This window comes from Streptomyces sp. NPDC048504 (assembly GCF_043200035.1).
Taxonomy (GTDB): domain Bacteria; phylum Actinomycetota; class Actinomycetes; order Streptomycetales; family Streptomycetaceae; genus Streptomyces.
Genome location: NZ_JBICXA010000015.1, coordinates 76845 through 102658, shown reverse-complemented (window position 1 = coordinate 102658; position 25814 = coordinate 76845). Strand labels below are relative to the sequence as shown.

The window sequence follows — 25814 nt, the reverse complement described above, 5'->3', positions numbered from 1 at the left end:
GCTTCCGCACCTTGACGTGCCCGGTCGGGCTGCGCGACATTGAAACCCGGCATCCGGCGCGCTGGGGGGCAAAGTCGCCAATGCAGACCTTACGCATCAAGAGACCATCCACCTCTGACACCGAGCGGGCACGGCCAGGACCGGGGAGGGATCTGGCACCGCTGCTCGCGGGCGCGGCAGTCGCCGTGGGAGGGGTCGGGGCGCTGCTCGCGCTCGTCGACTCGGGATCACCGTTGCGCGGTCCGTTCGCGCTGTTCTTCCTGTTCGCCGCACCGGCTTCGGCAATTGCCGCGGTGTTGCGCGGACTTGATCCCTTCGGCCGTGTTCTCACCTCGGTGGCGGGCGCGCTGGCCGTCGACATGCTGGTGGCCCAGGGAATGCTGGCCGTGCACCGGTGGTCGGTCGACGGTGGAATCATCACGGTGGCGGTGATCAGTGGCTTGATTTCGCTATCGGTATTCATACGGCATATGCCGGGCCGCACAACGGCTGACAAAGTTGTGTAACGGTCAAACCAACAAAAACGTGAGGCCTCGTTCCAGGTCTTGCCATACAGGTTAAATCATCAATACCGTCGTACATCTCACCCGCACTGGTTCATCATCGAGCGGCTCTAGGGGAGGGCTCAAGGACCGCGATGGATCCGGGGCGGGGCGCGGTAGGGGGGTGCCGTGCTCGGTGACCGCATTAGTGACCGAGTCGTCCGCGCGGCCGGCTTTCACGTTTTCCGGGGGTCGACCAGTTTTGCCAGCTCACCACGCGTGCACGGAGATCCATATTCTCCGTCGCGTCCGTGAGAACCCCCCTTTCGAACCGGAGCACAGAGCCGGGCCGCCCAGGGGCGGGCGGTCCGCCGGACGAGAGGGACCAGACTCGTGAGTTCTGTTCTGCGCCCAGCGACATCGGGCCAAGATCCGTTAATGTCGGCCAAATACCGGCCGATCTCCTCTCACCTGGCGATCACACCGCCGGTGAGCATCGTGATTCCCGCCATGAATGAGGCGGAGAATCTCCCCTACGTCTTCAAGACACTTCCCGCGTGGATTCATGAAGTTGTTCTTGTGGACGGCAATTCCACTGACAACACCGTCGAGGTGGCCCGCGAGCTGTGGCCCGGGGTCAAGGTCGTCGAACAGCAGGGAAAGGGCAAGGGGGATGCCCTGATCACCGGGTTCGAGGCCTGCAGCGGCGACATCATCGTGATGGTCGACGCGGACGGTTCGGCCGACGGGAACGAGATCGTCAGCTATGTCTCCGCCCTCGTCTCGGGCGCGGACTTCGCCAAGGGCTCACGCTTCGCCAACGGCGGCGGCACGGACGACATGACGTTCATCCGCAAGCTCGGCAACTGGGCGCTGTGCACGATCGTCAACCGCAAGTTCGGCGCCCGCTACACCGATCTCTGCTATGGATACAACGCGTTCTGGCGGCACTGCCTCGACAAGATCGACCTCGACTGCACCGGCTTCGAGATCGAGACACTCATCAACATCCGGGTGGTCAAGGCCGGTCTCAAGGTGCAGGAGATCCCCAGCCACGAGTACCTCCGTATCCACGGCACGAGCAATCTGCGCGCCGTGCGGGACGGGATCCGGGTGCTCAAGGTGATCCTCAAGGAGCGCTCCAACCGGCGTGCGCTGCGCCGCCGTTCGCACTCCACGATGATCGACACGCTCGACCCGCAACGCGATCCTCAGCTCGACCCGCAGCTCAACTCGGTCCGGGGAGAGGTGTCTTGAGCAGTCCCGACATCTCTGTCGTGATCTGCGTCTACACCGAGGACCGCTGGGAGGACATCCTCGCGGCGGTCTCCTCGGTGCGGGCGCAGTCACGGCCGGCGCTGGAGACGTTGCTGGTCGTCGACCACAACCCCGCTCTCCTGGACCGACTCACCAGGGAGTACAAGGACGTTGCGGAAACCGGCGAGGTCCGCGTGCTGGCGAACGCGGGCCCGCGCGGTCTGTCCGCGGGCCGCAACACCGGCATCGCCGCCTCGCGCGGTGAGGTCATCGCCTTCCTCGACGACGACGCCGTGGCCGAGCGGGAATGGCTGCGGCACTTCGCCGAGGCGTACACCGATCCGAGGGTGATGGCCGTCGGCGGCCGCACGATGCCGATCTGGGCGTCGGGCCGCCGGCCCGCCTGGTTCCCCGAGGAGTTCGACTGGGTGGTGGGCTGCACGTACAAGGGCCTGCCGCCGGGCCGGGTCCGGGTGCGCAACGTCCTGGGCGGCAACGCCTCTTTCCGGCGTACGGCGTTCGACGCGGCCGGCGGCTTCGCGACCGGCATCGGGCGCGACGGCGACAAGCGTCCGCTGGGCGGCGAGGAGACGGAGCTCTGCATCCGGCTCACCCGGGCCAGGCCGGACGCGGTGCTGCTGATCGACGACCGCGCGGTGATCCACCACCGGGTGCCCGCGGTACGCGAGCACTTCGGGTACTTCCGCACGCGCACCTACGCCGAGGGCCTCTCCAAGGCCCTGGTGGCCCGAAGTGTCGGCGCCGACAAGGGACTTGAGTCGGAACGCCGGTACACGACCCGGGTCCTGCCGGCCGGAGTCGCACGCGGCCTGCGCGACGCCGTGCTCGCCCGGCCGGGCGGCGCGGGCCGGGCGGGCGCGATCGTCGCGGGGGTGCTCACGGCGGCGGGCGGGTATGTCGTCGGGAGCGTCAGGGCCCGACGCGGCGGGGCCACCTACGCGGTGGTGGAGATCGAGGGGGACGCACACGAGCGCGGGGGCGGGCGCGGAGGCGGCAAAGAGCGCGGGGGGCGGGCATGAGCACGGGGAGGCACGCGGACGCGGGGAGGCACGCGGGCATGGGGACACACCCGAACGCGCGGACGCACCCAGACGCGAGGAGCCGGCCGGGCGCGGGGACGCACCCAAACACGGGAGCGGACACGCGCGCAGGGACGCACACGGACGCAGGAAGGCGCCCCGACGCGGAGAAGCACCCGGGCACGGGGACACACCCGAACGCCCGGACGCACCCAGACGCGAGGAGCCGGCCGGGCCCGGGGACGCACCCGAACACGGGAGCGGACCCAGGCACGGGAACACACCCGAACGCGTGGACGCACCCGGGCGCGGGGGCGGCAACGAGCACGGGGGGCGGCCATGAGCACGGGGACGCACGCGGACGCAGGCAGACACCCACGCATGGGGCCGCACCCGGACGCGGGAGCGGACACAGGCACGGGGACGCACCCGGACGCGGAGAGGCGCCCACGCACGGGAACACACCCGAACGCCCGGACACACCCAGACGCGATGGCGGCAACGAGCACGGGAGGCGGCCATGAGTGACACACCGGTGCCGATCCTGATGTACCACTCGGTCGCCGCCGCCCCGAACGACGCCACCCGCGCCCTGTCCGTCGCGCCCGAGGCGTTCGCCGAGCAGCTGGCACTCCTCGGCGACCTGAACTTCACCCCCATCAACACGGCTGATCTGGCCGCGAGTTGGCGCTCCGGCAAACCGCTGCCCGAGCGCCCGGTCCTGATCACCTTCGACGACGGCTACGAGGGCGTACACCGGCACGCGCTCCCCGCGCTGGCCCAACACGGCTTCGCGTCCACCCTGTTCGTCTCCACCGGCTGGATCCGGGGCGCCCACGACACCGGCGGCGGCCTGGACACCATGCTCGACTGGGACCAGGTGCGCGAACTCGCGGGCGCGGACGTCGAGATCGGCGGCCACAGCCACACCCACCCGCAGCTCGACCAGCTCGACGACGACAACCTGCGCACGGAACTGGTCCGCTGCAAGGAGATCGTCGCCGACGAACTCGGCTCCGTACCCGTCTCGTTCGCGTATCCCTACGGCTACTCCAGCCGCCGGGTGCGCCAAGCGGTACGGGAGACCGGGTTCGCACAGGCGCTCGCCGTCGGCAACGACCTCGCCCGGCGCCGCCAGGGACCGTACGCGCTGCGGCGGGTGACTGTGCGCCGCAGTACGGGAGTCGAGGAGTTCGAGCGGCTCGTCGAGGGCCGTGCGATCGCCCGCAACTTCGCCAGGGACCGTGCCCTCACCCAGGGTTACGCCATGGTCCGCAGAGCTCGACAGGTCCGCCGGAAGGCCATCCGTTCCCGTGTCTGACACGACGACCACCACCCAGGACGCGGCGCCCGGGACCGAGGCGCCCCAGCAGACGGGGCGCCGACTGCGCCTGCCGGGGAAGGGCAAGTCCCCCGGCGGCAGCCCGCTGTTCCGCAACGCCTATGCCCTGATGCTCAACACCGGGATCTCCGCGGTGCTGGGGCTGGGCTACTGGCTGATCGCCGCCCACTACTACTCGCCGTCCGCGGTCGGCCAGGGCTCGGCGGCGATCGCCGCGATGAAGCTCCTGGCCGGGCTCACGGCGGTCACGCTGACCGGCGCCCTGGCCCGCTTCATCCCGGTCGCCGGACGTGCCACCGGGCGCCTCATCTTCCGTACGTACGTCGGCAGTTCGGTCGTCGTCGCGCTCGGGGCCGGGGTCTTCCTGCTGACCCTGAACACATGGGGACCCTCCTACCGCTTCCTGCACGGGCCGGTCAACGGCCTCGGCTTCATCCTGGCGATCGTCGCCTGGAACGTGCTCACGCTCCAGGACGGGGTGCTGACCGGGCTGCGCAGCGCGCCCTGGGTGCCGGTGGGCAACACGGTGTTCTCCGCGGTGAAGTTGGCGCTGCTCGTCGGGCTGGCCTCGGTGCTCGCCACAAGCGGTGTCTTCGTGTCCTGGGTCGCCGCGATCGCGTTCTCCGTGGTGCCGCTCGGGTGGCTGGTGTTCCGGCGGCTGGTGCCCCGGCACATCAAGGCGACCGAGGAGCACGCGAGGCCGCCGACGCTGCGGGAGATCGGGCGGTTCCTCGCCGGTGACTACACCGGCTCGCTGTTCTCGCTCGCCGTGGTCTACCTCGTGCCGGTGATCATCGCCTCGCAGGTCAGCTCCGAGGACAACGCGTACTTCTACATCACCACGACGATCGGCGGCACGGTCAACCTGCTCGCCATCAACATGGGCGCCTCGCTGACCGTCGAGGGCTCCCACGATCCGGCCCGCCTCGCCGCCAACACCCGTGCGGCGATCAAGCGGATGGCCCGGATCATGCTGCCGATCTGCGGGCTGCTGTTCATCGGCGCCCCGTGGATCCTCGGCGTGTTCGGCGCGGGCTACGCGGACGCGGCGACGCCGCTGCTGCGCTGGTTCGCGGTGGGCGCGCTGCTGCGGGTCCTCATGGAGACGTACTTCGCGGTGCTGCGCGCCCAGAGCCGTACCGCTGGACTCGCCTGGCTGCAGGGCCTGTTGTGCGTCCTGGTGCTCAGTCTGACGCTGCTGCTGCTCCCCCGCATGGGGCTGACCGGCGCGGGCGTCGCCGAGATCTCCAGCCTCGCGGTGATCGTGGCGATCGCCGCGCCCAGACTCTTCAAGACGCTACGGGCCGCCCCGGCCGCGGAGTTGCCCGAGGACGCGGCACCCGACGGGGACCTCGCCGACCTGGGGGCACGCGAGGTCCCGGCCCCCGCGCCGCGCCGTCGGGGCCCGGCCTGGGCGCTCGACTCCGACACCCTCGCGCTCGGCATCCACGTCGACTTCGACCACCTGGAACGCCGGCCGGACGTACGCCCGGGCCCCGGCACCCCGCCCACCGGCACGCCGATCGTGTCCGGCGAGCAGCATCCGACCTGGGCGCTCGGCATCAAGCGGTCCGAGATCGTCGGGCTGCCCGTCGAGGAACGTGAACCCGGCTCGGAGTCCTCGCTGAGCCCGTCCGCCGAGCCGGAGGTGGACGCGCCGTTCGAGCCCGCCACCGGCTCCGACCGGGTGGTCGTATCGGAGGAATCGCTCGTACGGGAACAGGCGCGGGAGGACGCGGCGGAGAAGGAGCGGGAGGCACGGGAGTCCGAAGTCCCGCCGCCCGCCCGCCCGTTGTCCCTGCGCGAGCGTCTGGTGCCCACGCGCCCCGGTGTCGTGCTCGGCTGTCTGCTGGTCGCCGCGCTGCTCCTGTACTGGGTGCCCGCGGCGCGGCTCGGCGAGTCCGACCTGGACCGCATGGGCGGGCTCGGCCTGATCTCGGTGCTGCCGCTGCCCACGCTGGTCGGCGCCGCGCTGCTGATCACGGTGTTCGCCGCGCTGCTGTGGCTGGGCCGCGAGCACAAGGCGCTGCTGCTGATCACCCTGCTCGCGACAGTCGTCTCACTGCACGCGCTGCCCGCGGTGATCGAGACCGAGCCGCGCTTCCCGACGGCCTGGCAGCACCTCGGGTTCATCGACTACATCGACCGCACCGGGTCGGCCGTACCCGACCTGGACGCGCGCTGGAGCTGGCCGGGCTTCTTCGCGGTGGCCGCGTTCATCGGCAAGGCGTGCGGGATCACCGACTGGTCCGAGGTGATCCGCTGGTGGCCCACGGCCATCCAACTCGCCTATCTGGCACCGATGTTCCTGCTGGTGCGCTCGCTGCGGGCGAGCTGGCGGGCGAAGTGGACCGGCATCTGGATCTTCGTGCTCAGCGGCTGGGTCGGCCAGGACTACTTCTCCCCGCAGGGCTTCACCTTCCTGCTCTATCTGGCCTTCGTGGCCATCCTGTTGGTCTGGTTCCGGGCACCCCACGTCCTGTGGACGAGGATGCGGCCCGGCGAGGCGGAGGTCGAACCCACCGACCGGCGCCAACAGGCCGTCCTCCTCCTGGTGTTGATCGGCCTGTTCGCGGCGAGCGTCCCGGCCCACCAGCTCACGCCGTTCGTGATGCTGGGCGTGCTCACGGTCCTCGTCCTGATCGGCCGCTCCGAACTCCGGGGCCTGCCCATCCTGTTCGGGGTGCTGGTCGCGGTCTGGCTCGGCTTCATGGCCGAGCCGTACTGGTCCGGACACTTCAACGACCTCTTCGGCGGGGTCGGCGGCGTCGGCAGCAATGTCTCGACGTCCGTCTCCGGCCGTATCCAGGGCGGCAGTTCGACCCACAAGCTGGTCCTCTACACCCGCGTCCTGCTGGCCGGCGGCGTCATGGCCTTCGCCTGCTGGGGCTGGTGGCGCCGCCGCGACCACAAGTACCGCGAACGCTCCCTGCTCGTCCTCACCTTCGTCCCGTTCCTGGGCTTCGGCATGCAGTCCTACGGCGGCGAGATGGCGCTGCGTGTCTTCATGTTCGCGGTGCCCGGCGCGGCCCTGCTCGCGGGCCTCGCCCTCTTCCCGCGCACCGGCGCCACCGCCAAGGAGCGTGAGAAGGACCGCGTGAGCCTCGCCCCGCTGGCCGCCCTGCTCGCCGGGCTGCTGCTCATGGCAGGCTTCCTGGTGGCCCGTTGGGGCAACGAGGGCTTCGAGCGGGTCCGGCCCGGCGAGGCCGCGGCCATGAACTACGTGTACGCCCACGACAAGCCGACCGTACGGCTGCTGTGGCTGAGCGACGACACGGTCAACGACGTGACGCCGGCGATGCCGTGGGGCGCGAAGGACATGGAGCGGGTCAACTACGTTCCCACGCTGGCCCCTTCGGACCCGGTACTGGTGTCCGGGCTGGTCAAGGCGCTCAAGGACGCGGGCCCGAACTCGTATCTGATGCTCAACAAGAGCCAGGTCGTCTCGCTCCAGCTGGACGCGGGCTACTCGGCGACCTGGGAGTCCCGGCTCATCCAGAACCTGGACAACCGGCAGGAGTTGAAGAAGGTCCTCGTCAACGCCGACGTGACCATGTACTCCCTGCGCGAGCAGCCGGCCGGCGTGGTCCCGAAGCCCGATCCCGGGCCGATCGGACCGCAGATCACCTGGACCCCGTGGTCGGTGGTCGGGGCGCTCGCCGCGCTCGCACTGATCCTGATGCTGACGGCCCGTGAGGTCGTCCGAGTCGCGTTCCGGCCGAGTGTGCGTCAACTGCGGTGGCTGCAGAGCAGTTTCTGGTTCTCGCTGCCTCTGCTGGCGGTGCTGCTGGCCTCGCTGGTGCAGCGGTTCCTGACGATGAAGTGACCGTGAGGCAGCGGAGTTCCGGGGTTTACGGGGTCAAGTGGCTTATCGCGTCAGCCACTTGACCCCATAGGCCGCCATGTCGAACTGCTTGCCGTCGACCTTCGCGCTGATCTGCCGGTCCAGGGTGTTCACGACCAGGACCGTCTTGTCGGTGGCGAGGACCTTCACGTTGGGCACGTCGTCCGCGGCGACCGACACGGTCTCCAACTTCGTACCGGGCCCGAAGGCCGCGTCGAAGCGGGAGACCAGGTCGTACATGGGGAGTTGCTTCCCGCCGTCGGAACTGTCGGTCGGCGTCCACAGGCAGCCCGCGCAGCCGGTGCCCTTCTCGTCCTCCGGGTTCCAGTAGAAGCCGGAGGTGGCGCCGCCCTTGGCCATGGCGATCATGCCGGTGGCCTGGACGGCGACGCGGTGGGTCTCGGACCAGCCCTTGCGGTCGTCGTTGCCGTCGGCGGGCTCGACGTAGTACTCGGCCCACCACAGCGGCAGATCGTGCGTCTGCTCACGGACCCACTCGCTCACGGCCGTCAGCTTGTCGGTGGCCCCGAACTCGTTGGGCAGCAGGTCGTCGTCGTTGGTGTAGCTGGAGCCGTCGACGACCACGAAGTCCGCGCCGGCCTTGTTCTTGTTCCAGTAGTCGAAGGCGTCGATGATCCGCTGGTCCATCGCGCCCCAGGTGCCCTTGAAGGTGCTGGAGGCGTTCGCGTCGCGCGGGTCCACGCTGTCCATCACGAGATACGGGCCGCCGACCATGATCTTCGGGTTGACCTTCTTCAGCGCCTTGTAGACCAGGTTGTAGAGCCGGGTGTAACCCTCGTAGTCCCAGCGCTGTTCGGCGTTGTTCCAGAAGCCCTTGAACTCGTTCCACACGATGAAGTGGGTGACGTCCGGGTACCGTTTGGCGACGGTCGCGGCGAGCGCCGCGTAGTCCGCGTAGTGGTCGGGCTTCGGCGCCGTCTCCAGCGAGGCCTGGCTCCAATCGGTGTTGTCGACGCCGGACTTGCCGCCCTTCATCCAGTCCGGGGAGCAGCACAGCGTGATGACGGGGGTGCCGCCCGACGTGCGCATGAAGTCGATACGGCGGTCCAGGGCGCCGAAGTCGTAACGCCCCTTCGTCGGCTCGGGGTTGTCGGCGCCCCAGCCCATGATGGCCTGGTCCTGCGGGAGTTGGGCCTTCGCGAGCAGCCCCTCGACGCGCTCGGTCGCGGTGTCGCTGCCCTCGTCGGCGCTGTACTGGGTGTGGGTGAAGCCCCAGCCGACCTCGGGCCGGTCCTCGTCGGGCGGGGTCGCCGGGGTGCCGTGCACCTTGTCGCCGTCGCGCGAGGTGCCGGCGGTGCTTCCGCCGCCGGGAAGCGTGTTGATCAGGGTCACGATCAGCGCCAGTGCGGCCACTCCCACGCCGAGCAGCGCGGTGAGCCGCCACCGCAGTGCCCCCGAATTCCACCCATGACGTCCCATCAAGGGCAACAGTAACGTCGGTGCCGGGCGGTGGGGCAGGTCTCCGCGTGCACAGCCTTGTAACAGGGCGGAGGGGATACACGGCGGACACACTCAGGAGCCGGCGGACACAGTCAGGACACAACGGATGCACCGGACGGAGGCGACACTGGGGGGCGCACTGCGGAAAGCGGGTGCACACGGCGTCCGTGTGCCGGATCATGGCCCCATGTCCGCTAACCCACACGACGCTCTGCCGATCCGGCTCAACGTCGACGACTCCGACTCCCCGTCCGACGTCGTCGACGCGCTGTTCCTCGGCCGCTTCGCGACGGGCGAGCAGCCGTACTCGCACGCGGCGAACATCGACCGCGTCCGGACCGGGGCGACCCTGCTCCCGCCGGGCGCCCGCGTGCTGCGCGCCGCCCGCGACGACGACCGCAGCGCGACCCTCGCCGAGGGCGACGGCTGGACCCTGCTGATCTCCCGCTGGAACCGCGGCGCCGACGTGACGGTGACGGCGACCAGCGAGGAGCTCGCCGAGAAGGTCCTCGACCAGGCGACCGACGGCGCGGCGGACGAACCCGAACCGCAGCCGGAGAACGTGACGATGGGGTTCTGGTACGTCTCCCCCCGGCGCGGCCCGCACCGGACGACCCGGCAGATCTCGGCGGGCACGTGGGACGAGGTGCGCCCCAACTACACGCGTCCGGTGGCCGATGCGATGGACACCCTGATGAAGACGACCCCGGAGGACATCGCGGGCCGGCTGCTGTTGCTGCACGGCCCTCCGGGCACCGGCAAGACCTCGGCGCTGCGCACGCTGGCGCGTTCCTGGCGGGACTGGTGCCAGGTGGACTGCGTGCTGGACCCGGAGCGGCTGTTCAGCGACGTCGGCTATCTGATGGACATCGCGATCGGCGAGGACGACACGGCGGGCAAGGGCCGCTGGCGGCTCCTCCTTCTGGAGGACTGCGACGAGCTGATCCGCGGCGAGGCGAAGCACACGGCGGGCCAGGCCCTGTCCCGGCTCCTCAACCTCACGGACGGCCTCCTCGGCCAGGGCCGCAACGTCCTGGTCGGCGTCACCACGAACGAGGACCTGGAGCGCCTCCACCCCGCCGTCGTCCGCCCCGGCCGCTGCCTCGCCCGTATCGAGGTCGGCCCCCTCACCCGCAAGGAGTCGGTCGACTGGCTCGGCACGGAGGAGGGCGTGGGCCGCGAGGGCGCGACCCTGGCGGAGCTGTACGCCCTGCGCCGCGGCACGCAGCCGACATCGGTACCGGACCAACGGGAGGGCGCGGACGCGGGGTTGTACCTGTAGCGACACCGGCTCCGCCACGCCGGTAGCCACGTCGGCCGCGCCGCCCTTTCAACACCGGCCGCACTACGCCTCCATCCGGCCGGCATGTGTCGCCGCCGCAACGGCGCTCAGCCACAACGGCGCATAACGGCGGTGCCGAACTCACCTCACCCCTCCCCATAGGCCGCCCGCAGGGCATCCCGCACAGCCGCCACCGCATCCCCCTCCGCAAGCCCCAACCGCCGCACCTTCTCCGCATACGCCTGCGCGGCCGACGACGCCTCACGCTCAGCCGCCGAGCCCGCGGCAGCGACAAACGTCCCGTTGCGTCCGCGCGTCTCGATCACCCCGTCCGCCTCCAGGGCCCGGTACGCCTTGGCAACCGTGTTCGCGGCGAGCCCGAGCGACTCGGCCAGCCCCCGGACGGTGGGCAGCCGGTACCCCACCGGCAGCACCCCCGCCCGCGCCTGCTCGGAGATCTGCGCCCGCACCTGCTCGTAGGGTGCCGCACTGTCGTCGATGTGGATCTTCAAGGTCACGGCCCGATTGTCCCGCACCCGCCGGAGAACGCGCCCCCCGTGAAGAACGCACCGTCCGGAAAATGAGAGGCAATCCGGCGCGGCTCCGCCGTAGCGTGCGGCCCCATGACCGTGATCGCACGCGACCTGCGCCCCGATGTCCGGGCCGACCTGGACGGTTTCGTCGAGGTGCGCCGACTCACCCTCCCCTACATGCTGTTCACCCCGGAGTCCGTCGCCCACGACATCGCCCACGCCCACCCGGAGGCCGCGCTGCGCAGGCTGGTCGCGGAGGAGGACGGCGAGATCATCGGCACGGCCCAGGTCGGCATCGCCTACGACAGCCCGGAACCCGACCGGGGCGTCGTCAACGTGTACGTGCACCCGGAGCGCACGCGCCGGGGCGCGGGCTCGCTCCTGGCCCGCGCCGCCGAGGAGCACCTGGCCGCCCAGGGCGCGACCAGGCTCTACGCCTGGGTCCTGGACGAGCCGGCCAACCACGCCTTCGCCAAGCGGTTCGGCTATACGGCGAGCCGTTCCGCGTACTTCCTCCGCCTGGACCTGGCGCACGGCACACTGCCCCCGCTCCAGACCCCGCCGCCGGACGTGGAGATCCGCCCGGGCTCGGACTTCGCCGAGGACCCGCGCCCCCTGTTCGAGCTGGACGCGGAGACGATGGCCGACGAACCCAGCGACATCGGCGTCGAGTTCACCGACTACCGGACCTGGCTGGACGACACCTGGCAACACCCGCTGTTCAGCCAGGAGTTGACATCCGTGGCCCTCGTCGACGGACGCCCGGCGGCCTTCAGCGCCGCCCGCACGGACGGCGGCACCCGCTACGGCACGGTCATGACCGGCACCGCCCGCGCCCACCGCGGCCGGGGCCTCGCCAAGCTCGCCAAGAACGACTCCCTGCACCGCGCCCGTGCCGCCGGCTACACCGAGGCGTTCACGGGCAACGACACCGGCAACGGCCCGATGCTCGCGATCAACACCTGGTTCGGCTACGAGACCTGCGCCACGGAGGTGCGCTATGTCCATGAACTCACCTGATCCCCTTCGCCGGTTGGACGTCGTCCTCGTCAAGGCGGGCCGCACGAAGATCCGTTACGCGGCGGACCTGCTCTTCGACGACGGCACCCGCCTCGCCGTCCGCGCCCCGTGGGCCGGTGACGGCGTCCGCGACTTCGGCTTCGTGCGCTTCGAGCGCGGTGACGTCTTCACCGAGTACTACTGGCGGGACCGCTGGTACGCGGTGAAGGAAGTCCGGGACGGCGCCGGGCAGTTGAAGGGCTGGTACTGCGACATCGCCCGCCCCGCCACGCTCTCCGGCGCCGAACTCGTCGTGGAGGACCTCGACCTGGACCTGTGGATCTCCGCCGACGGCACGGACGTACGGCGGCTGGACGAGGACGAGTTCGAGGAGAGCGGGCTGGCCGTGTCGGACCCCGCGGCCGCGGCGGCGGCCGTGGCCGCCCTCGACGAGCTGGAGAGGCTGGCCCGTGAGGGCGGGTTCGACGCGCTGGTGGCGTGACGGCGGGCGGGCTCGCTCAGGGGATGGCGGGGATGGCCACCACCGCGTACCGCTCGTCGTCCACGTCCTTCCCCCACAGCAGCAGGTCGTCCGACAGCCGCTCCACGTGCACGTACCCGGCCAGGGGTGCCAGGAGTTCGGTGAGGCGGTCGGCGGGTATGCCGGCCGGGTTGACCGTGCCCCACACGCCCTCGACCAGCACGAGCCGGCCGCCGGGGCGAAGCAGTCCGCGCCAGTGCCGCAGGACCCGGGCAGGGTCGGGCAGCGCCCAGAGCACATGCCGTACGAGGACGACGTCGAAGCGCTGCTCGCCCACCGGAGGTGCCGCCGCGTCACCGACCAGGAACGCCGCGTCACGGCCGGCCAGCTTCGCGCGGGCCAGGTCCACCATCGCCGGGGACAGGTCGACGCCGGTGACGTGGTGCCCCTGCTCGGACGCGAGGAGCGACAGGCTGCCGGTGCCGCAGCCGAGGTCGAGGATGTCGGCGGCGCTGTCGGGCAGCCAGCCGCGCAGCCGGTCGGCCCAGGCCCGGCGGATCTCCGGGTCGCGCAGGCCGTGATCAGGCTCTTCGTCGAAGGCGGCCGCCTCCGCGTCCCAGTCGAAGTTCGCTACAGGTTTACTCATGCGTCCAGCGTGACACCCGCCACTGACAGTCCCATCGTGACAGCCGCCACAGACAGACCCGCGCCGATGAGTCACTCTCCCCGGAACGGTCTACCCCGTGAGAACACGACCCCGGGTGGACACAAGGAGGCAGCCATGCGCCGCGTGACCGTGCAGAAGCCCCTGAAGAAGTCGGACACGCGCCGTGTGCGCGAGGAGCCCGACGAGCGCCCCGCGGAACGCCCGGAGATCCGCAAGGACATCGCCCGAACCTGGTGGCCGGACGGCTGACCCCGGTCAGTCCAGCCGCTTCCGGTAGTGGACGCGGTCGTACGGCCCGTCCGTGCGCCGCTCCACGACCTCGCACCCGGGCCTCGGGTAGATCTGCTGGTTCTCCCACGTCAGCGCGTTGGTGCAGAGCCTGATCTCGGACAGCCCGAGCGCACGCGCGCGTGCGTCCACGAGGTCCAGGAGCAGCCGCCCGGCGCCCCTGCCGTGACGTACATCCGCCCCGCGACCACATTCGCCATGTGGTCCGCCTCCATGGGCTGCGGCACCACACCGATGCGCGCGATGTAGTGGCTGTACTCCATGTCAGGCACGGCCTTCACGGCCGACACATCGGCGACGACAGCGGCACGAACCCCTTCCGGTCCACTCATCCGCACCACCTCTCCGGACTCACGGAACCGTCCCTCCCTGAGCCCTCAGTTAGCCCTGCCTTAACGCCACCATAAGGATCTCCCTCCCCCTCCTCCAGCAGGCGATTCCGCGGTTTCCAGGGGCTAGCTTCTGATCACCCCCACGGGATCCGTCCCCCGCGCCGAGCACCGTCCGAGGAGTTGGAGTTCCCCCATGCCCGCACGCCGCACGGTCGCCGCTGTCGCCGTCCTCGGGATGACCCCGCTCGCCCTGACCGCGCTCGCCGCGGCGCCCGCGGCGGCGCACGGTTCGATGGGCGACCCGGTCAGCAGGGTCGCGCAGTGCTACGCGGAGGGCCCGGAGAGCCCCAAGTCCGACGCGTGCAGGGCGGCGGTCGCAGCTGGTGGCACGCAGGCGCTCTACGACTGGAACGGCATCCGGATCGGTGACGCGAACGGGCAGCACCAGACGCTGATCCCGGACGGCAAGCTGTGCAGCGCGAACACCGAGGAGTTCAAGGGCCTCGACCTGGCCCGCGCCGACTGGCCGGCGACGAGCGTGAGCAGCGGCTCGTACACCTTCAAGTACCGCGTGACCGCCCCGCACAAGGGCACCTTCAAGGTGTACATCACCAAGTCCGGCTACGACCCCGCCCAGCCGCTCGCCTGGGCGGACCTGGACCTGGAGCACCCGGTCGCGACGTCCACCGACCCGGTCGCGACGGGCGGCTTCTACACCTTCTCCGGCACCCTCCCGCAGCGCTCCGGCAAGCAGCTCCTGTACGCGATCTGGCAGCGCTCGGACAGCCCGGAGGCGTTCTACTCCTGCTCGGACGTCAGCTTCGGCGGCAGCGGCAGTGGAAGCGGCACGGGCGCCAACGGCGGTGGTACGGCGAGCAGTTCGACGCCGACCGCGGCCGCTCCCACGACTCCGGCGCCCACCGCCTCCGCCCCTTCCAGCCGGCAGATCGCGGCCGGCGCCGACAGGTCGACCGTCGAGCACAACGGCCACGGCGACGCGGACGCGAGCACCTCGGCGGAGCCGGTCGCCGCGACGAACCAGGCGACCACCGAGGCCAACGAGCCGCAGGCGGCGGGTAGTTCGAAGAACCTCGCCGAGACCGGTGCCAACAACAGCTCGCCGTATCTCATCGTGGGCGGCGCCGCCTCCCTGGCGCTCGGCGCCGCGGCCCTGTTCGCCTCGGTCCGCCGCCGCGCGACCAACGGCGGTGGACGGCACGGCCGTTAGGTGGCCGTGCAGGGGGCGGGGCCTGTCCGGCGGCTCAGGTCGGACAGGCCCCGCGGTGTGCCTACGGTCAACTGAGCGCCGACAGGCAGGTGGTGGCGGTGGCGTGCGCGGGATCGAGGGCGTTGGCGACCTCGTGGAAGGCGATCCGGTCCGTCAGCCCGAGCAGGGCGTGCTCGGAGAGATCCACTGAACACAGGTTCTGGATCAGCACGTTGTGTACGTCCGACCCGCTCAGGAACTGACTCGTGTAAGGCGTGACGACCTCGTCGTACCTGGTGGCGATGACGGTGTAGTGGACGCCGGGGACGGTGTCGCCGCCCGCGTTCAGCTTGGCGAGGAAGGCGGAGCCGGCGACCTGGTCGGCGAGGCCGGGAGCGGCCGCGGAGATCACGTCCTCGGCGCCGGGGAAGTACGGCAGGAGTTTGGTGAGGCCGTCCAGGGTGGTGCCGTGGTTGTCGGGCGCGATGCCGACGAAGGTGTTCACCTTGGCGGCGCCGCCGAGGAACTTGAGGTAGTAGCGGGGCATCATCCCGCCCTGCGAGTGCCCGACCAGGTCGGCCTTGGCGGCGCCGGTCGCGGCGAGCACCTTGTCGACGTAGACCTGGAGTTGCTCTGCCGACTTGTCGATGGGACCGAGGCCGTAGACGAGCGGGACGCCGGGGAGTTGGCCGTAGTCGAGGGAGAAGACGCAGTAGCCGCGGGCTTCCAGGTACGGCGCGAGGGTCAGCCAGTTGTCGGTGGCGTTGGCGAAGGTGCCGTGCACGAGGACGACGGGGCGGGGGTGGGCGGCGGAGGGCTTGCAGCTGTAGTCGTTCCAGCCACTGGTCGGGGCGCTCGACGCGTGAGCGGCGGTGGCGGGAACGGCGACGACCGCGGCGGTCAGCAGCAACGCGGTCAGGGGTCTGAGCAGTCGTTTCCAGGGCAGCATCGTGTGATCTCCTTGCGGCTCAAGGGAGTTGCGACGGCCTTACGCCCTGTGATCCGGATCACAAGAATGCTGTTCACTCGTCAAGTTACGAGCGAGTAGGTGAAGTGTGAAGTTACGCGTCAGTAAAAACTTCCAGTGATAACCAGTCACCAGGTGGGCCTGATGGGACCGTAGGGCGCAATACGCCGCAAACAGTCACACAACACGCGCACTTCACCCTCACCCAGAAGTTCGACCCAGGGCCGCACCGCCTCCAGGGCCGCCTCTTCCGCGGCCCGCGTACACGCCCACCCCAACTCGGTAAGCACGACCAGCCGGGCGCGGGCGTCGCCGGGGTGCGGGCGCCGCTCCGCGTACCCCTTGCGCACGAGGTCGTCGACAAGCTGACTCGCCGCCTGCTTGGTGACTCCGAGATGAGAGGCGAGGTCGGTGACCGTCGCCCCGTCCGGGGCGAGCCGCACAAAGGCGAAGCCGTGCGCCGGGCGCACCTCGAACCCACGCGCCACGACCCCGTCGTTGATGCGCTTCGTCAGGTCGCCCGCGGCGGCGAGCAGGGCGGCGGTCAGGGCCATGGCCTCGGAGTTCTCCACCACGGCATTGAAACACCCTTGACGAACTGGTCAAGCTGCTTGACCATGTTGAGGACATGGTCAAGCAGCTTGACCATCGACTTCTGGAGGCAGTCGTGCCCGTCGTCCACCCGTCCGACGCCGTCGTCCACGAGATCCACGGCGCCCGCTTCGTCTCGTACGCCCATCCCCGCACCGGCAGCAAGGAGCTGTGCGCGTGGCGGGGCGAGATCCCCGCCGGCACCAAGGCTCCCCTGCACACCGTCAACCACGAGGAGATCCTGCACATCCTCGAAGGCGAGCTGGTGATCACGCTCGACGGCCGTACCGAACGGGTCGGCGCGGGCGACACGTTGATCATCAACCCGGGGGCGACCTTCGGCGCCGAGAACCCCACCGACCGGACCGTGATCACCTGGGTCACCACGGCCATCGGCCTGGAGGCGGAGCTGGCGGACGGCACGCGCATTGTCGCACCGTGGGCCAACTGACGTACGAACAGGGGGTCTTGGTCACCTGTGGACGATCGGGTCGCTCGGTCAACCGCTCTCGGGGCGACCGGTGGCCCGGGTGGGTGTCCTGCCGACGAGGCAGGCGGTCGCGGCGAGGGTGCTGAGCAGGGCGGTGCCGATGACAGCAGGCCCAGGGGCACGAAGATCTTGGGGCAGGCCTTGGGCAGCGGCACGCTGATGGACAGCTGGGCGACGACCATCAGACTGCCCATCATCAGCAGGAACGCGAGCCCCGTCCTGACGGGACTGAAGCCCCGCGGGGACTGCAGGTAATAGGTCAGGAAGAGGGAGACACCGAAGAGTCAGCGCCCGGCCCGCCCGGGCCGGGCGCCGGGATGGGGACATCGCCGGTACGGAGAAGTTCGAGAGCTCGCTCGATGGCCAGGCCCAGGGCGGAGGGCTCCTCGCCGCGCACCCATTCCGCGACCGCGGTCTCGACGACGGCCGCGATGTTCGCGGCGGCGAGGGCCGCGACCATGTCAGTGGTACGGCCTCCGGTGCGCCGGCTGATCTCCTCCGCGAGGCTCTCGCGCCACAGCCAGTTCACGGCACGCAGCGTAGCGCCGAACGTCGCCGGCTCGTCTACGTCGCCGCCCGCGCCCCGGAGGCCGACGAGGACTACGCCGCGCTCGCCGCGAAGTTCCCCACCTCGCCGGTCACCTCCGGGATCGTCACCTCGGGCGGATTCAAGTGGATCGGCCGGTTGGCGTTCCTCAAGGACTTCGCCAACGGCGTGCCCAGGATGGAGGCCCTCGTGCTCTACGCGGCCCAGGGTCTGCTTTCGACCGCTCCGCCCACCACGAGCGTCGCCGCCTGGCACCGGAAGCCGTCCTGGTACGCGGTCTCGAAGAACGACCGCACCATCGATCCCGACCTCGAACGCTTCATGGCCCGGCGTATGAACGCCACGACCATCGAGGTCGACTCCGGCCACCTGTCGCTCGTGACGCACCCGGAAGTGATCACCAGGCTCATCCTGCGCGCCGCGGCGAACAGCTGACGCGCCCGCGTCCATGCCCCCAACACCTCTGTCGGTACGACGTTCTCGTTCCGTAAGGTTTTCGACCGCCCCAGCCGCACCGAACGGGACGAAGCTGAGCGGTGAACGGGGGCGGCTGCCGCCCACGTGACGTACCGGTGCGGGGAATGAATGGAGTGCGTGCCCATGGTGGTCCGTGGTGTCGGCGGGATCATCCTCGTCGTGCTCGGCGCGGTCTGGATCGCGCAGGGTGTCGGAGCGATGAACGGCTCGGCCATGTCCGGCCACGGCCAGTACGCGGTGCTGGGCGTGGTGGTCGCGCTGGTCGGACTCTTCTTGGTGCTGCGGGCCTGGCAGATGCGGAACACCCCCCGCCAACGCCCTTGAGCGCAAGGACAGTTCCGGGCGACAGAGGTCAGTCGGCCAGCGCCGCCGGGCGTACCGCCTCCTGCCCGAAACGCCGCCGGGCACGGTCCGCGGCGGTTTCGACCGCGCGGGCGCGGGCGTCTGCCGGGTCCATGGAGAGCTGACGGTAGGCACTGCCGGCCGGCCGCAGGTCGTCGGCGCGGAGCACGAAGGCCCGGACGCGGGCGCGTTGCAGTCCGAGGGAGGTCAACAGGCCCAGGGCGGTGGCGGCGACGGCGGGTGAGTGGTCGGTGGGCTCCGGCAGCGCACGCGTACGCGTGGTGGAGCTGCGGTCGGCGTATCTCACCGTGAGGGTGAGCCGGCCCGCGAACTTCCTTTCCCCGCGCAGGCGTTGGCCGATCCGGTCGGCAAGTCCCAGGACGGCTCGGTGGTGTTGGGCCGGGTCCAGGCAGTCCCGGCTCAGGGCCAGGTCGGCGGCCAGATGCGCCGCCGGTTCCGCGGGGACGACCGGGCGCGGGTCGTGGCCGCGGGCGCGCTCGGTCAACAGCCGCGCCTGGCCCGCGCCGAGGAGCCGTTGCAGGGTCGCCGGAGGCAGGTCGGTGAGCTGGCCGATGGTGTGCAGGCCGTATCGGTGCAGCGTGTCCGCCGTGGCGCGGCCGATCCCGGGCAGTGCGGTGACCGGCCGGGGGTACAGCCAGTCGGCCGCTTCGCCGGTGGGCACCCAGGTGGTGTCCCCCGGGGCGGACGCGTCGGCCGCCATCGCCGCCAGCATGCGGTTGCCCGCGAGCCCGGCGCTGCTGTCGATGTCGTAGAGAGCCTTCAGTCTCATCTTCACCGTCTGAACCGCGTCGTAGGCGGACATGTCGAAGTACCGGAGCGCCGAAGTCAGGTCCACCTGAAGGGCGTTGGGCGGGATGGCCTGGACGTGAGGCGTGATTCCGGACACCAGTTCGATTATGTCGTCGTACTGGGTCTCGGTCAGCGCGGTGTGCAGGTGAAGGTGGGCGATGTGCCGCTGCCGCGTGGTCATCCCGCACTCCCCGGGCTGTGGTGGCCGAACTTCTTCAGGTCGGCCGAGCGGGTGCCCGCGGGCTGGAGATCGGCGTACGGGTGCAAACGGGCGCCGCTGGTGCCGTTGGCCAGGGTGCGCCGCGGCTGAGCGGGCGTCGGGTACGGGCGGTCGGCGCCCAGGAGGGCGAGCGCCGCCTCCGGGCCGTCGTCCCGACGGGCGCCCGCGATCTCGTCCAGGTCCCAGGCCATGGAACCGACGACCGTACGACGGGTGCCGCGCACCTGGACCGTGCCGCGCACCAGCAGCAGCCCGCTGTGGAAGACGGTGTACGCGCAGGCCGGATGGGAGTCCTCGAAGAAGGCCAGGTCGACCAGACCCGAGCCGTCCTCCAGGGTGACGAAGATGATCCGCTTGCCGCTCGCGATCGGCGGGGTCTGCGTCGAGGCCCGCACCCCGGCGACCAACACCTGCTGCCCCGCGCGCAGTTCGGCCAGATGGGCCGCGTCCGTCGCGCCGATCTCGCGCAGCAGCCGATGGTGATGCTCCATCAGATGCCGGGAGACGTCGATGCCGAGGGTGCCCAACTCGGCGCTCAGCGCCTCGCGTCCGGTCATCTCCGGCAGACCGCTCGGCTCCGCTCCCCCAACAGCACCCGTATCCATGGGAAGTTGACCGGCCCCCGCGGTCCGGTTGCGGGACTGCCGGTGCAACTCGGCGATCTGGAGCAGGAGATCACGCCGGGTGAGACGGCCGTCGTGCAGACAGGTCAACGCACCGATCTCCGCGAGGCGTTCGGCGACCGGTCTGCTGGGACGGGCCCGCTGCCAGAAGTCCGACAGCGATCCGTACGGCTGCCCCTCCTCGACCCGCGCGCACTCCTCCTCGCTGATCCCGCGCACCCCGGACAGTGCGAGCCGCACGCCCCACTCCTCCTTCTCGGTCATCTCCACCGTGTGCTTCACCCTGGAGCGGTTGATGTCGACGGACAGCACCGGCACACCGCGCCGGCGGGCGTCGGAGACCAGGACGCGCTTGGGCCACATCCCGGGGTCGTGTTCGAGCAACCCGGCCAGCAGGAACGCCGGATGATGCGCCTTGAGCCACGCGCTCTGCAGGGCCGGTACGGCGAACGCGACCGCGTGGGCGCGGCAGAAGCCGTACGCCCCGAAGGCCTCGACGGTCTTCCAGACCTCCTCCCGGACGGCCGCGCTGTAGCCACGCGCGCGTGCCTTCTGGTGGAACCAGTCCTTGATCCGGGGCAGTTGCTCCTTGTCGCCGAGAGCCCGCCGGGTGACCTCCGCGAAGGCCCGCTCGCAGCCGGTCAGTACATGCAGGGTGTCGATGATCTGCTCGTGCCAGATGGTCACGCCGTAGGTGTCGGCGAGCACGGGTTCGAGATCCCGGTGCGCATACACCGGCGTACCCCCATGACGCGCGGCGATGTACCGCTCGGGCATGCCGCCGGCGACCGGACCCGGGCGGAAGAGGCTGATGTCGGCGATGACGTCCTGCACGTCACGGGGTTGCAACCGGGACAACAGGTCCTGCTGGCCAGGGGATTCCAGCTGGAACAGCCCCAGCGTCTGGCTCTCCTGGATGAGCTTGAAGGCGAACACGTCGTCGAGCGGCACCTGTTGGGGGTCGTCGAGGTCGATGTGGTTGCCGGTGGCGCGTTCGATCTCGGTGACGGCGTGGGCCATCGCGGACTGCATGCGCACGCCCAGGACGTCGAGTTTGATGTTGCCCAGCGCCTCGATCTCCTCCTTCGCGGCCATCGCCATCGGGTAGTCGCCCTGCGGAGTGGGCTGCACGGGCAGCCGGTCCAGGAGAGTGGCGTCGCTGATGACCACACCGCACGGGTGCATGGCCATGCCGTGGACCAGGGAGTCGAGGCCTTCGGCGAGTTCCCACAACGGCCCGTACCGGCCCATCTCGCCTGCCAGTTGCCGTAGTTCGGGCAGTTCGGCGAGCGCGCTCGTGATGTCGGAGGCGCGCAGGTGCGGGAAGCTCTTGGCGATCCGGTCGACGTCGGCCGGGGCGATCCCCAGCGCGAGGCCGGTGTCGCGCAGTGCCCTGCGCGCGCGGTAGGTCTCGGGCATCGCGGTGACCGCCACCCGCTCCTTGCCGAAGCGTTCGAAGATCGTGTCGTAGCACTCCAGGCGGCGGGCGGACTCCACGTCGATGTCGATGTCGGGCAGCGACTCCCGGCGGGTGCTCAGGAAGCGTTCGAACAGCAGGCTGTGGTCGAGCGGGTTGGCGGTGGCGATGTCCAGCGCGTGGCAGACCAGCGAGCCGGCGCCGGAACCGCGGGCGGCGACGCGGATGCCCTTGGCCCGGATGTCGGCGACGACCTGTCCGACGGCGAGGAAGTACGCGTCGTAGTTCCAGTGGGAGATGACGGCGAGCTCCTCGTCCAGCCGGTCGAGTGCCGCCCGGTCGCGGTCGAGGCCGCGTCGGGCCAGGCCCTCCTCGGACCTCAGGCGCAGCAGCCCGGCCGCGCCGCCCGTCTCCGGTCCGGCGCCGAAGAGCGACGGTTCCGGGAAGTGCGGTGTACCGAGGCCGAGGTCGGCCGCCGGGTCGACGGCGCACCCGGCCGCGGTGTTCGCGGTGTCCGCCAGCAGCCGGCGGGCCCGGCGGACGTCCGCTCCCGCGCACTCGGCGATCATCCGTGCCACGACCGTCATCTCCCTCTCGTCCTTGAGCCAGCGCTGCCCGCTGTCCAGCCGGCGCCGGTCGATGGGGCGCAGCAGGCGTGCCGCGTCCAGGACGTCGGCGAGGCGGTGCTGGGCGGGGTCGGCGTAGCGGACGGCATTGGAGAGCACGGCGGTGGTGCGGGTGCGGTCGGCCAGAGCGAGGGTGCGGGCGGCCAGACGGAGGGAGCCCGGAGCTGTGCCGAAACGATTCTGCGCTACGGCTTCCAACCGGACGCCCCTCCCGAAGATCTCCCGCCAGGGCGCCAGCAGCTTCATCGCGACGTCCTCCCGGCCCACCGACAGCGCCCGCACCGGCTCCGAGAGCGGCCCGAGCAGGACGGTCAGTCCGGGGCCGCCGTACTCGCGCAGCGCCTCCCACGGCACCACCGGCGCCGTACCGGACAGGGCACCCTCGTGGGCGGCCGAGGTGATGCGGCACAGCCGGGCCCAGCCCTCCCGGTCCTGGGCGAGCAGCACGAACCGCAGCGGCGGCTCGATCACATGCGCGCCACCGCGGGCGGGGGTGCGCGGGCGCTGTGCGGGCGGCGGGGGTGCGAGGGCCTCCACCGCCAGGTCGATGCCGAAGACCGGCCGGACCCCCTCCTTCGCGCATGCCTGCGCGAAGCGGACGGCGCCGGTGACCGTGTCCCGGTCGGTGAGCGCGAGCGCCGTCACGCCCCGTTCGGCCGCCCGCTGGGCGAGCTGCTCGGGGTGGGACGCGCCGTAGCGGGCGGAGTAACCGGACGCGACGTGCAGATGGGCGAAGCCCGCCATGCCGCACCTCCATCACTCCGCCCCTTTTCAGCCATCCGCCCGATATGTTCATCGTACGCTCGTTCGATTACTCTAGCCCCATCAGCCCCGGTCAGCGACCCACGTCAATCCCGGTCGGCGACCCACATTCGAACACACCAGCGATTCCTTGGGGAGGTGTGCGATGTCCGAAACAGACGCCACTCCGTCAGCTCCCCACCTGGACCGAGCAGTTGGGAAGAAAACTTTTCCGAACACATGCACGACACCCGTTCGGCCTCTTCCCGCCTGCGCGAACACCCGGCCACCGAGACCGTGGGGACATGACAGAGCCCCCCGGTGCCGGTACGTCCCGTACGTCCTTCTTCGGTGAGGTGAAGGACGCGGTCACCCTGCGGGCCGGCCTGCTCGTCGTCGGTGTGGTCGCTCTTCAGCTGCTCTTCATCGCCTCCTACGTAGGAGCGCTTCACCATCCGAAGCCCAGGGATGTGGCTTTCGGAGTCGTCGCTCCTCAGGTCACGGCCGAGCAGACGGTGGCCCGGCTGAAGCGGTTGCCCGGCTCGCCGCTCGACCCGCGCGCGGTGTCCGACGCGGCGACCGCGCGGAGGCAGATCCTGGACCGGGACATCGACGGCGCCCTCGTCATCGACCCGCGCGGCACCACGGACACGCTCCTGGTCGCCACCGGCGGCGGCACCGTCCTCGCGACCACCCTGGAGACCATCACCGCCACCCTGGAGAGGACCGAGCAGCGCACGGTCCGGACGGTGGACGTGGCACCGGCCTCGTCCCAGGACTTCGACGGGCTGTCGTCGTTCTACCTGGTCGTCGGCTGGTGTGTCGGCGGCTATCTGTGCGCCTCGATCCTGGCGATCAGCACCGGCGCCCGGCCCGCCAACCCGCGCCGCGCGGTGATCCGGCTGATCGTGATGGCGCTGGTCGCGATCGTCGGCGGCCTCGGCGGCGCGGTGATCGTCGGGCCGGTCCTGGGAGCGCTGCCGGGCAGCGTGCCGGCGTTCTGGGGACTCGGCGCGCTGATCACGTTCGCCGTGGGGGCGGCGACCCTCGGGCTGCAGGGGGTCTTCGGGGTCGTGGGCATCGGTCTCGCGATCCTGCTGGTGGTGATCGCGGGCAACCCGAGCGCGGGCGGCGCCTTCCCGCTGCCGCTGCTGCCGCCGTTCTGGAACGCGATCGGGCCCGCGCTGCCACCGGGCGCCGGGACCTGGGTGGCGCGCTCGATCGCCTACTTCAAGGGCAACGCCGTGACCGGCCCGCTGCTGGTCCTCTCGGCCTGGGCGCTCGCCGGGATCGTGGTCACCCTGCTGGCGGCGACGCTGCGGCGGAAGCACGAGGACCTCCTGGGCCGACCGGGACTGTCAGACCCGTCTGCAACCCTGGACGCATGATCAGCACCCTCGCCGTCGAGAACTACCGCTCCCTGCGCCGCCTGATCGTCCCGCTGACGCGACTGAACGTGATCACGGGGGCGAACGGCACGGGCAAGTCGAGCCTCTACCGCTCGCTGCGCCTGCTCGCCGCGTCCGCGCGCGGCGGCGCCGTCGCCGCGCTCGCGCAGGAGGGCGGGCTGCCGTCGGTCCTGTGGGCCGGCCCGGAGAAGATCGGCCGCGCGGTGCGCGAGGGCAGACATCCCGTGCAGGGCACGGTCCGCTCGGGCCCGGTCAGTCTGCAACTGGGCTTCGCGGGCGACGAGTTCGGGTACGCGATCGACTTCGGGCACCCCAGTCCGTCCCCGGGGACGGACCGCGTGGCGTCCATGTTCAACCTCGACCCGGAGATCAAACGCGAGTCCATCTGGAGCGGCCCGGTCCTGCGCCCGGCCTCGGTGCTCTCCGACCGCGCGGGAGCCGCCGTCAGACTCCGCGGCGCGGGTGGCGGTTGGTCCCGCACCCACGGCACCCTGCGCCCGTACGACAGCATGCTCGGCGAACTGGCCGACCCCCAGCACGCACCCGACGTCCTGGCGGTACGGGAGTTCATCAGGTCCTGGCGGTTCTACGACCATGTCCGCACCGACGCGGACGCCCCGGCCCGCGCCGCCCAGATCGGCACGCGCACGCCCGTGCTCAGCGGTGACGGCTCCGACCTGGCCGCCGCCCTGCAGACGATCCGCGAGGTCGGTGACGCCGAGGCACTCGACGCGGCCGTGGACGCGGCCTTCCCCGGCAGCCAGGTCCACATCGCCGACCTCGGCGGACGTTTCCAGCTCGCCCTGCGCCAGCACGGGTTGCTGCGCGCGCTCACCGCCGCCGAGCTGTCGGACGGCACCCTGCGCTATCTCCTGTGGGTGGCGGCCCTGTTGACACCCCGGCCGCCGTCGCTGCTCGTGCTGAACGAGCCGGAGACGAGCCTCCACCCGGACCTCATCCCGCCGCTCGCCGACCTGATCCTCACCGCCACGAAGGACACCCAGATCGTCGTGGTCACCCACGCCCGGCCGCTCGCGGACGCCCTCCAGAAGGGCGCGATACGGCATCGTCTCGACGTCAACTCCATAGAGCTGGTGAAGGAGTTCGGGCAGACGACGGTGGCGGGCCGCGAGGGCCCGCTCGACGAACCGCTGTGGTACTGGCCCACGCGCTGAGCCGGCCGCACGGACGCGGACAGAGCACGCGCGCGAAGGTCCCGCCCCCTCGCGCGGGGGGGGGGGGGGGGGGGGGGGGGGGGCCCCCCGGGGGGGGGGGGGGGGGGCACCCGCCGGTTGGTCGCCGATCAGGCCGGCCCACGTGGGAAGCGGCCGCGTTGGCG

Annotated in this window: 22 protein-coding genes and 2 pseudogenes; 15 read left to right on the top strand and 9 right to left on the bottom strand. The window is 70.9% G+C overall.

Going from position 1 to position 25814, the window contains the following annotated elements; all coding sequences use genetic code 11:
- Nucleotides 1–80: 80 nt before the first annotated feature.
- From ACGFY9_RS32840 to ACGFY9_RS32820, 5 genes are all read left to right on the top strand, one after another.
- Nucleotides 81–506, top strand: coding sequence for a hypothetical protein (locus ACGFY9_RS32840; protein WP_393760186.1), 426 nt, complete (start codon nucleotides 81–83; stop codon nucleotides 504–506).
- Nucleotides 507–875: 369 nt separating this feature from the next.
- The gene (locus ACGFY9_RS32835; RefSeq protein ID WP_393760184.1) at nucleotides 876–1739 is read left to right on the top strand and encodes a glycosyltransferase family 2 protein; all 864 of its coding nucleotides are present in this window, start codon (nucleotides 876–878) and stop codon (nucleotides 1737–1739) included.
- Nucleotides 1736–2779, top strand: coding sequence for a glycosyltransferase family 2 protein (locus ACGFY9_RS32830; RefSeq protein ID WP_393760182.1), 1044 nt, complete (start codon nucleotides 1736–1738; stop codon nucleotides 2777–2779). Before ACGFY9_RS32835 ends, ACGFY9_RS32830 begins: the two co-directional genes overlap by 4 nt.
- A gap of 520 nt (nucleotides 2780–3299) precedes the next feature.
- The gene (locus ACGFY9_RS32825; RefSeq protein ID WP_393760180.1) at nucleotides 3300–4100 is read left to right on the top strand and encodes a polysaccharide deacetylase family protein; all 801 of its coding nucleotides are present in this window, start codon (nucleotides 3300–3302) and stop codon (nucleotides 4098–4100) included.
- A complete protein-coding gene (locus ACGFY9_RS32820; protein WP_393760178.1) occupies nucleotides 4093–7947 on the top strand; it encodes a lipopolysaccharide biosynthesis protein in 3855 nt (1284 codons plus the stop codon). The genes ACGFY9_RS32825 and ACGFY9_RS32820 overlap by 8 nt, the downstream gene beginning before the upstream one ends.
- Before the next feature lie 42 nt (nucleotides 7948–7989).
- Here the strand turns inward: ACGFY9_RS32820 and ACGFY9_RS32815 are convergent, their stop codons facing one another.
- Nucleotides 7990–9405 (bottom strand): xylan 1,4-beta-xylosidase, encoded by a 1416-nt coding sequence (locus ACGFY9_RS32815; RefSeq protein WP_393760176.1) that lies wholly within the window; start codon nucleotides 9403–9405, stop codon nucleotides 7990–7992.
- A 208-nt stretch (nucleotides 9406–9613) separates the two neighbouring features.
- Between ACGFY9_RS32815 and ACGFY9_RS32810 the strand changes: the two genes are divergently transcribed.
- Entirely contained in the window at nucleotides 9614–10708 is a 1095-nt protein-coding gene (locus tag ACGFY9_RS32810) for a DUF5925 domain-containing protein (protein WP_393760174.1), read from the top strand.
- A gap of 146 nt (nucleotides 10709–10854) precedes the next feature.
- On the opposite strand, the gene ACGFY9_RS32805 is transcribed toward ACGFY9_RS32810, so the two are convergent.
- Complete coding sequence (locus ACGFY9_RS32805; protein WP_393760172.1) at nucleotides 10855–11226, bottom strand: GntR family transcriptional regulator; 372 nt, start codon at nucleotides 11224–11226, stop codon at nucleotides 10855–10857.
- A 105-nt stretch (nucleotides 11227–11331) separates the two neighbouring features.
- Here ACGFY9_RS32805 and ACGFY9_RS32800 point away from each other — a divergent pair, with 105 nt between their 5' ends.
- A complete protein-coding gene (locus ACGFY9_RS32800; protein ID WP_393760170.1) occupies nucleotides 11332–12261 on the top strand; it encodes a GNAT family N-acetyltransferase in 930 nt (309 codons plus the stop codon).
- A complete protein-coding gene (locus ACGFY9_RS32795) occupies nucleotides 12242–12742 on the top strand; it encodes a DUF402 domain-containing protein (protein ID WP_393760168.1) in 501 nt (166 codons plus the stop codon). The genes ACGFY9_RS32800 and ACGFY9_RS32795 overlap by 20 nt, the downstream gene beginning before the upstream one ends.
- Nucleotides 12743–12758: 16 nt before the next feature.
- Here the strand turns inward: ACGFY9_RS32795 and ACGFY9_RS32790 are convergent, their stop codons facing one another.
- Complete coding sequence (locus ACGFY9_RS32790) at nucleotides 12759–13367, bottom strand: class I SAM-dependent methyltransferase (RefSeq protein WP_393760166.1); 609 nt, start codon at nucleotides 13365–13367, stop codon at nucleotides 12759–12761.
- Nucleotides 13368–13502: 135 nt separating this feature from the next.
- Here ACGFY9_RS32790 and ACGFY9_RS32785 point away from each other — a divergent pair, with 135 nt between their 5' ends.
- Complete coding sequence (locus ACGFY9_RS32785) at nucleotides 13503–13637, top strand: hypothetical protein (protein ID WP_393760164.1); 135 nt, start codon at nucleotides 13503–13505, stop codon at nucleotides 13635–13637.
- A gap of 6 nt (nucleotides 13638–13643) precedes the next feature.
- Here the strand turns inward: ACGFY9_RS32785 and ACGFY9_RS32780 are convergent.
- Nucleotides 13644–14008: pseudogene (locus ACGFY9_RS32780) on the bottom strand (GNAT family N-acetyltransferase).
- Nucleotides 14009–14201: 193 nt separating this feature from the next.
- Here ACGFY9_RS32780 and ACGFY9_RS32775 point away from each other — a divergent pair.
- Nucleotides 14202–15236, top strand: coding sequence for a lytic polysaccharide monooxygenase (locus tag ACGFY9_RS32775; RefSeq protein WP_393760162.1), 1035 nt, complete (start codon nucleotides 14202–14204; stop codon nucleotides 15234–15236).
- A gap of 67 nt (nucleotides 15237–15303) precedes the next feature.
- Here the strand turns inward: ACGFY9_RS32775 and ACGFY9_RS32770 are convergent, their stop codons facing one another.
- Nucleotides 15304–16164: an esterase/lipase family protein gene (locus ACGFY9_RS32770; RefSeq protein ID WP_393760160.1), complete on the bottom strand. Its 861-nt coding sequence runs from the start codon at nucleotides 16162–16164 to the stop codon at nucleotides 15304–15306.
- 146 nt (nucleotides 16165–16310) lie between these two features.
- A complete protein-coding gene (locus ACGFY9_RS32765; protein ID WP_393760497.1) occupies nucleotides 16311–16754 on the bottom strand; it encodes a MarR family winged helix-turn-helix transcriptional regulator in 444 nt (147 codons plus the stop codon).
- Between the two features lie 95 nt (nucleotides 16755–16849).
- On the opposite strand from ACGFY9_RS32765, the gene ACGFY9_RS32760 reads away from it, so the two are divergent.
- Nucleotides 16850–17224 (top strand): cupin domain-containing protein, encoded by a 375-nt coding sequence (locus ACGFY9_RS32760; RefSeq protein ID WP_393760495.1) that lies wholly within the window; start codon nucleotides 16850–16852, stop codon nucleotides 17222–17224.
- Between the two features lie 298 nt (nucleotides 17225–17522).
- Here the strand turns inward: ACGFY9_RS32760 and ACGFY9_RS32755 are convergent, their stop codons facing one another.
- Entirely contained in the window at nucleotides 17523–17792 is a 270-nt protein-coding gene (locus ACGFY9_RS32755) for a hypothetical protein (RefSeq protein WP_393760158.1), read from the bottom strand.
- Between ACGFY9_RS32755 and ACGFY9_RS32750 the strand changes: the two are divergent.
- Both ACGFY9_RS32750 and ACGFY9_RS32745 read left to right on the top strand, forming a co-directional pair.
- Nucleotides 17772–18245, top strand: a pseudogene (locus ACGFY9_RS32750) (alpha/beta fold hydrolase); the annotation flags it as partial. The gene ACGFY9_RS32755 and the pseudogene ACGFY9_RS32750 sit on opposite strands and share 21 nt — an antisense overlap.
- 165 nt (nucleotides 18246–18410) lie before the next feature.
- Nucleotides 18411–18611: a hypothetical protein gene (locus ACGFY9_RS32745; RefSeq protein WP_393760156.1), complete on the top strand. Its 201-nt coding sequence runs from the start codon at nucleotides 18411–18413 to the stop codon at nucleotides 18609–18611.
- Between the two features lie 28 nt (nucleotides 18612–18639).
- Here ACGFY9_RS32745 and ACGFY9_RS32740 read toward each other — a convergent pair whose 3' ends face one another.
- Nucleotides 18640–19620 (bottom strand): ImpB/MucB/SamB family protein, encoded by a 981-nt coding sequence (locus ACGFY9_RS32740; RefSeq protein WP_393760154.1) that lies wholly within the window; start codon nucleotides 19618–19620, stop codon nucleotides 18640–18642.
- Entirely contained in the window at nucleotides 19617–23069 is a 3453-nt protein-coding gene (locus ACGFY9_RS32735; RefSeq protein WP_393760152.1) for a DNA polymerase III subunit alpha, read from the bottom strand. Before ACGFY9_RS32735 ends, ACGFY9_RS32740 begins: the two co-directional genes overlap by 4 nt.
- Before the next feature lie 302 nt (nucleotides 23070–23371).
- Here ACGFY9_RS32735 and ACGFY9_RS32730 point away from each other — a divergent pair, with 302 nt between their 5' ends.
- Nucleotides 23372–24454 (top strand): DUF3533 domain-containing protein, encoded by a 1083-nt coding sequence (locus tag ACGFY9_RS32730; protein WP_393760150.1) that lies wholly within the window; start codon nucleotides 23372–23374, stop codon nucleotides 24452–24454.
- Nucleotides 24451–25650 (top strand): AAA family ATPase, encoded by a 1200-nt coding sequence (locus tag ACGFY9_RS32725; protein WP_393760148.1) that lies wholly within the window; start codon nucleotides 24451–24453, stop codon nucleotides 25648–25650. Before ACGFY9_RS32730 ends, ACGFY9_RS32725 begins: the two co-directional genes overlap by 4 nt.
- Nucleotides 25651–25814: the final 164 nt, after the last annotated feature.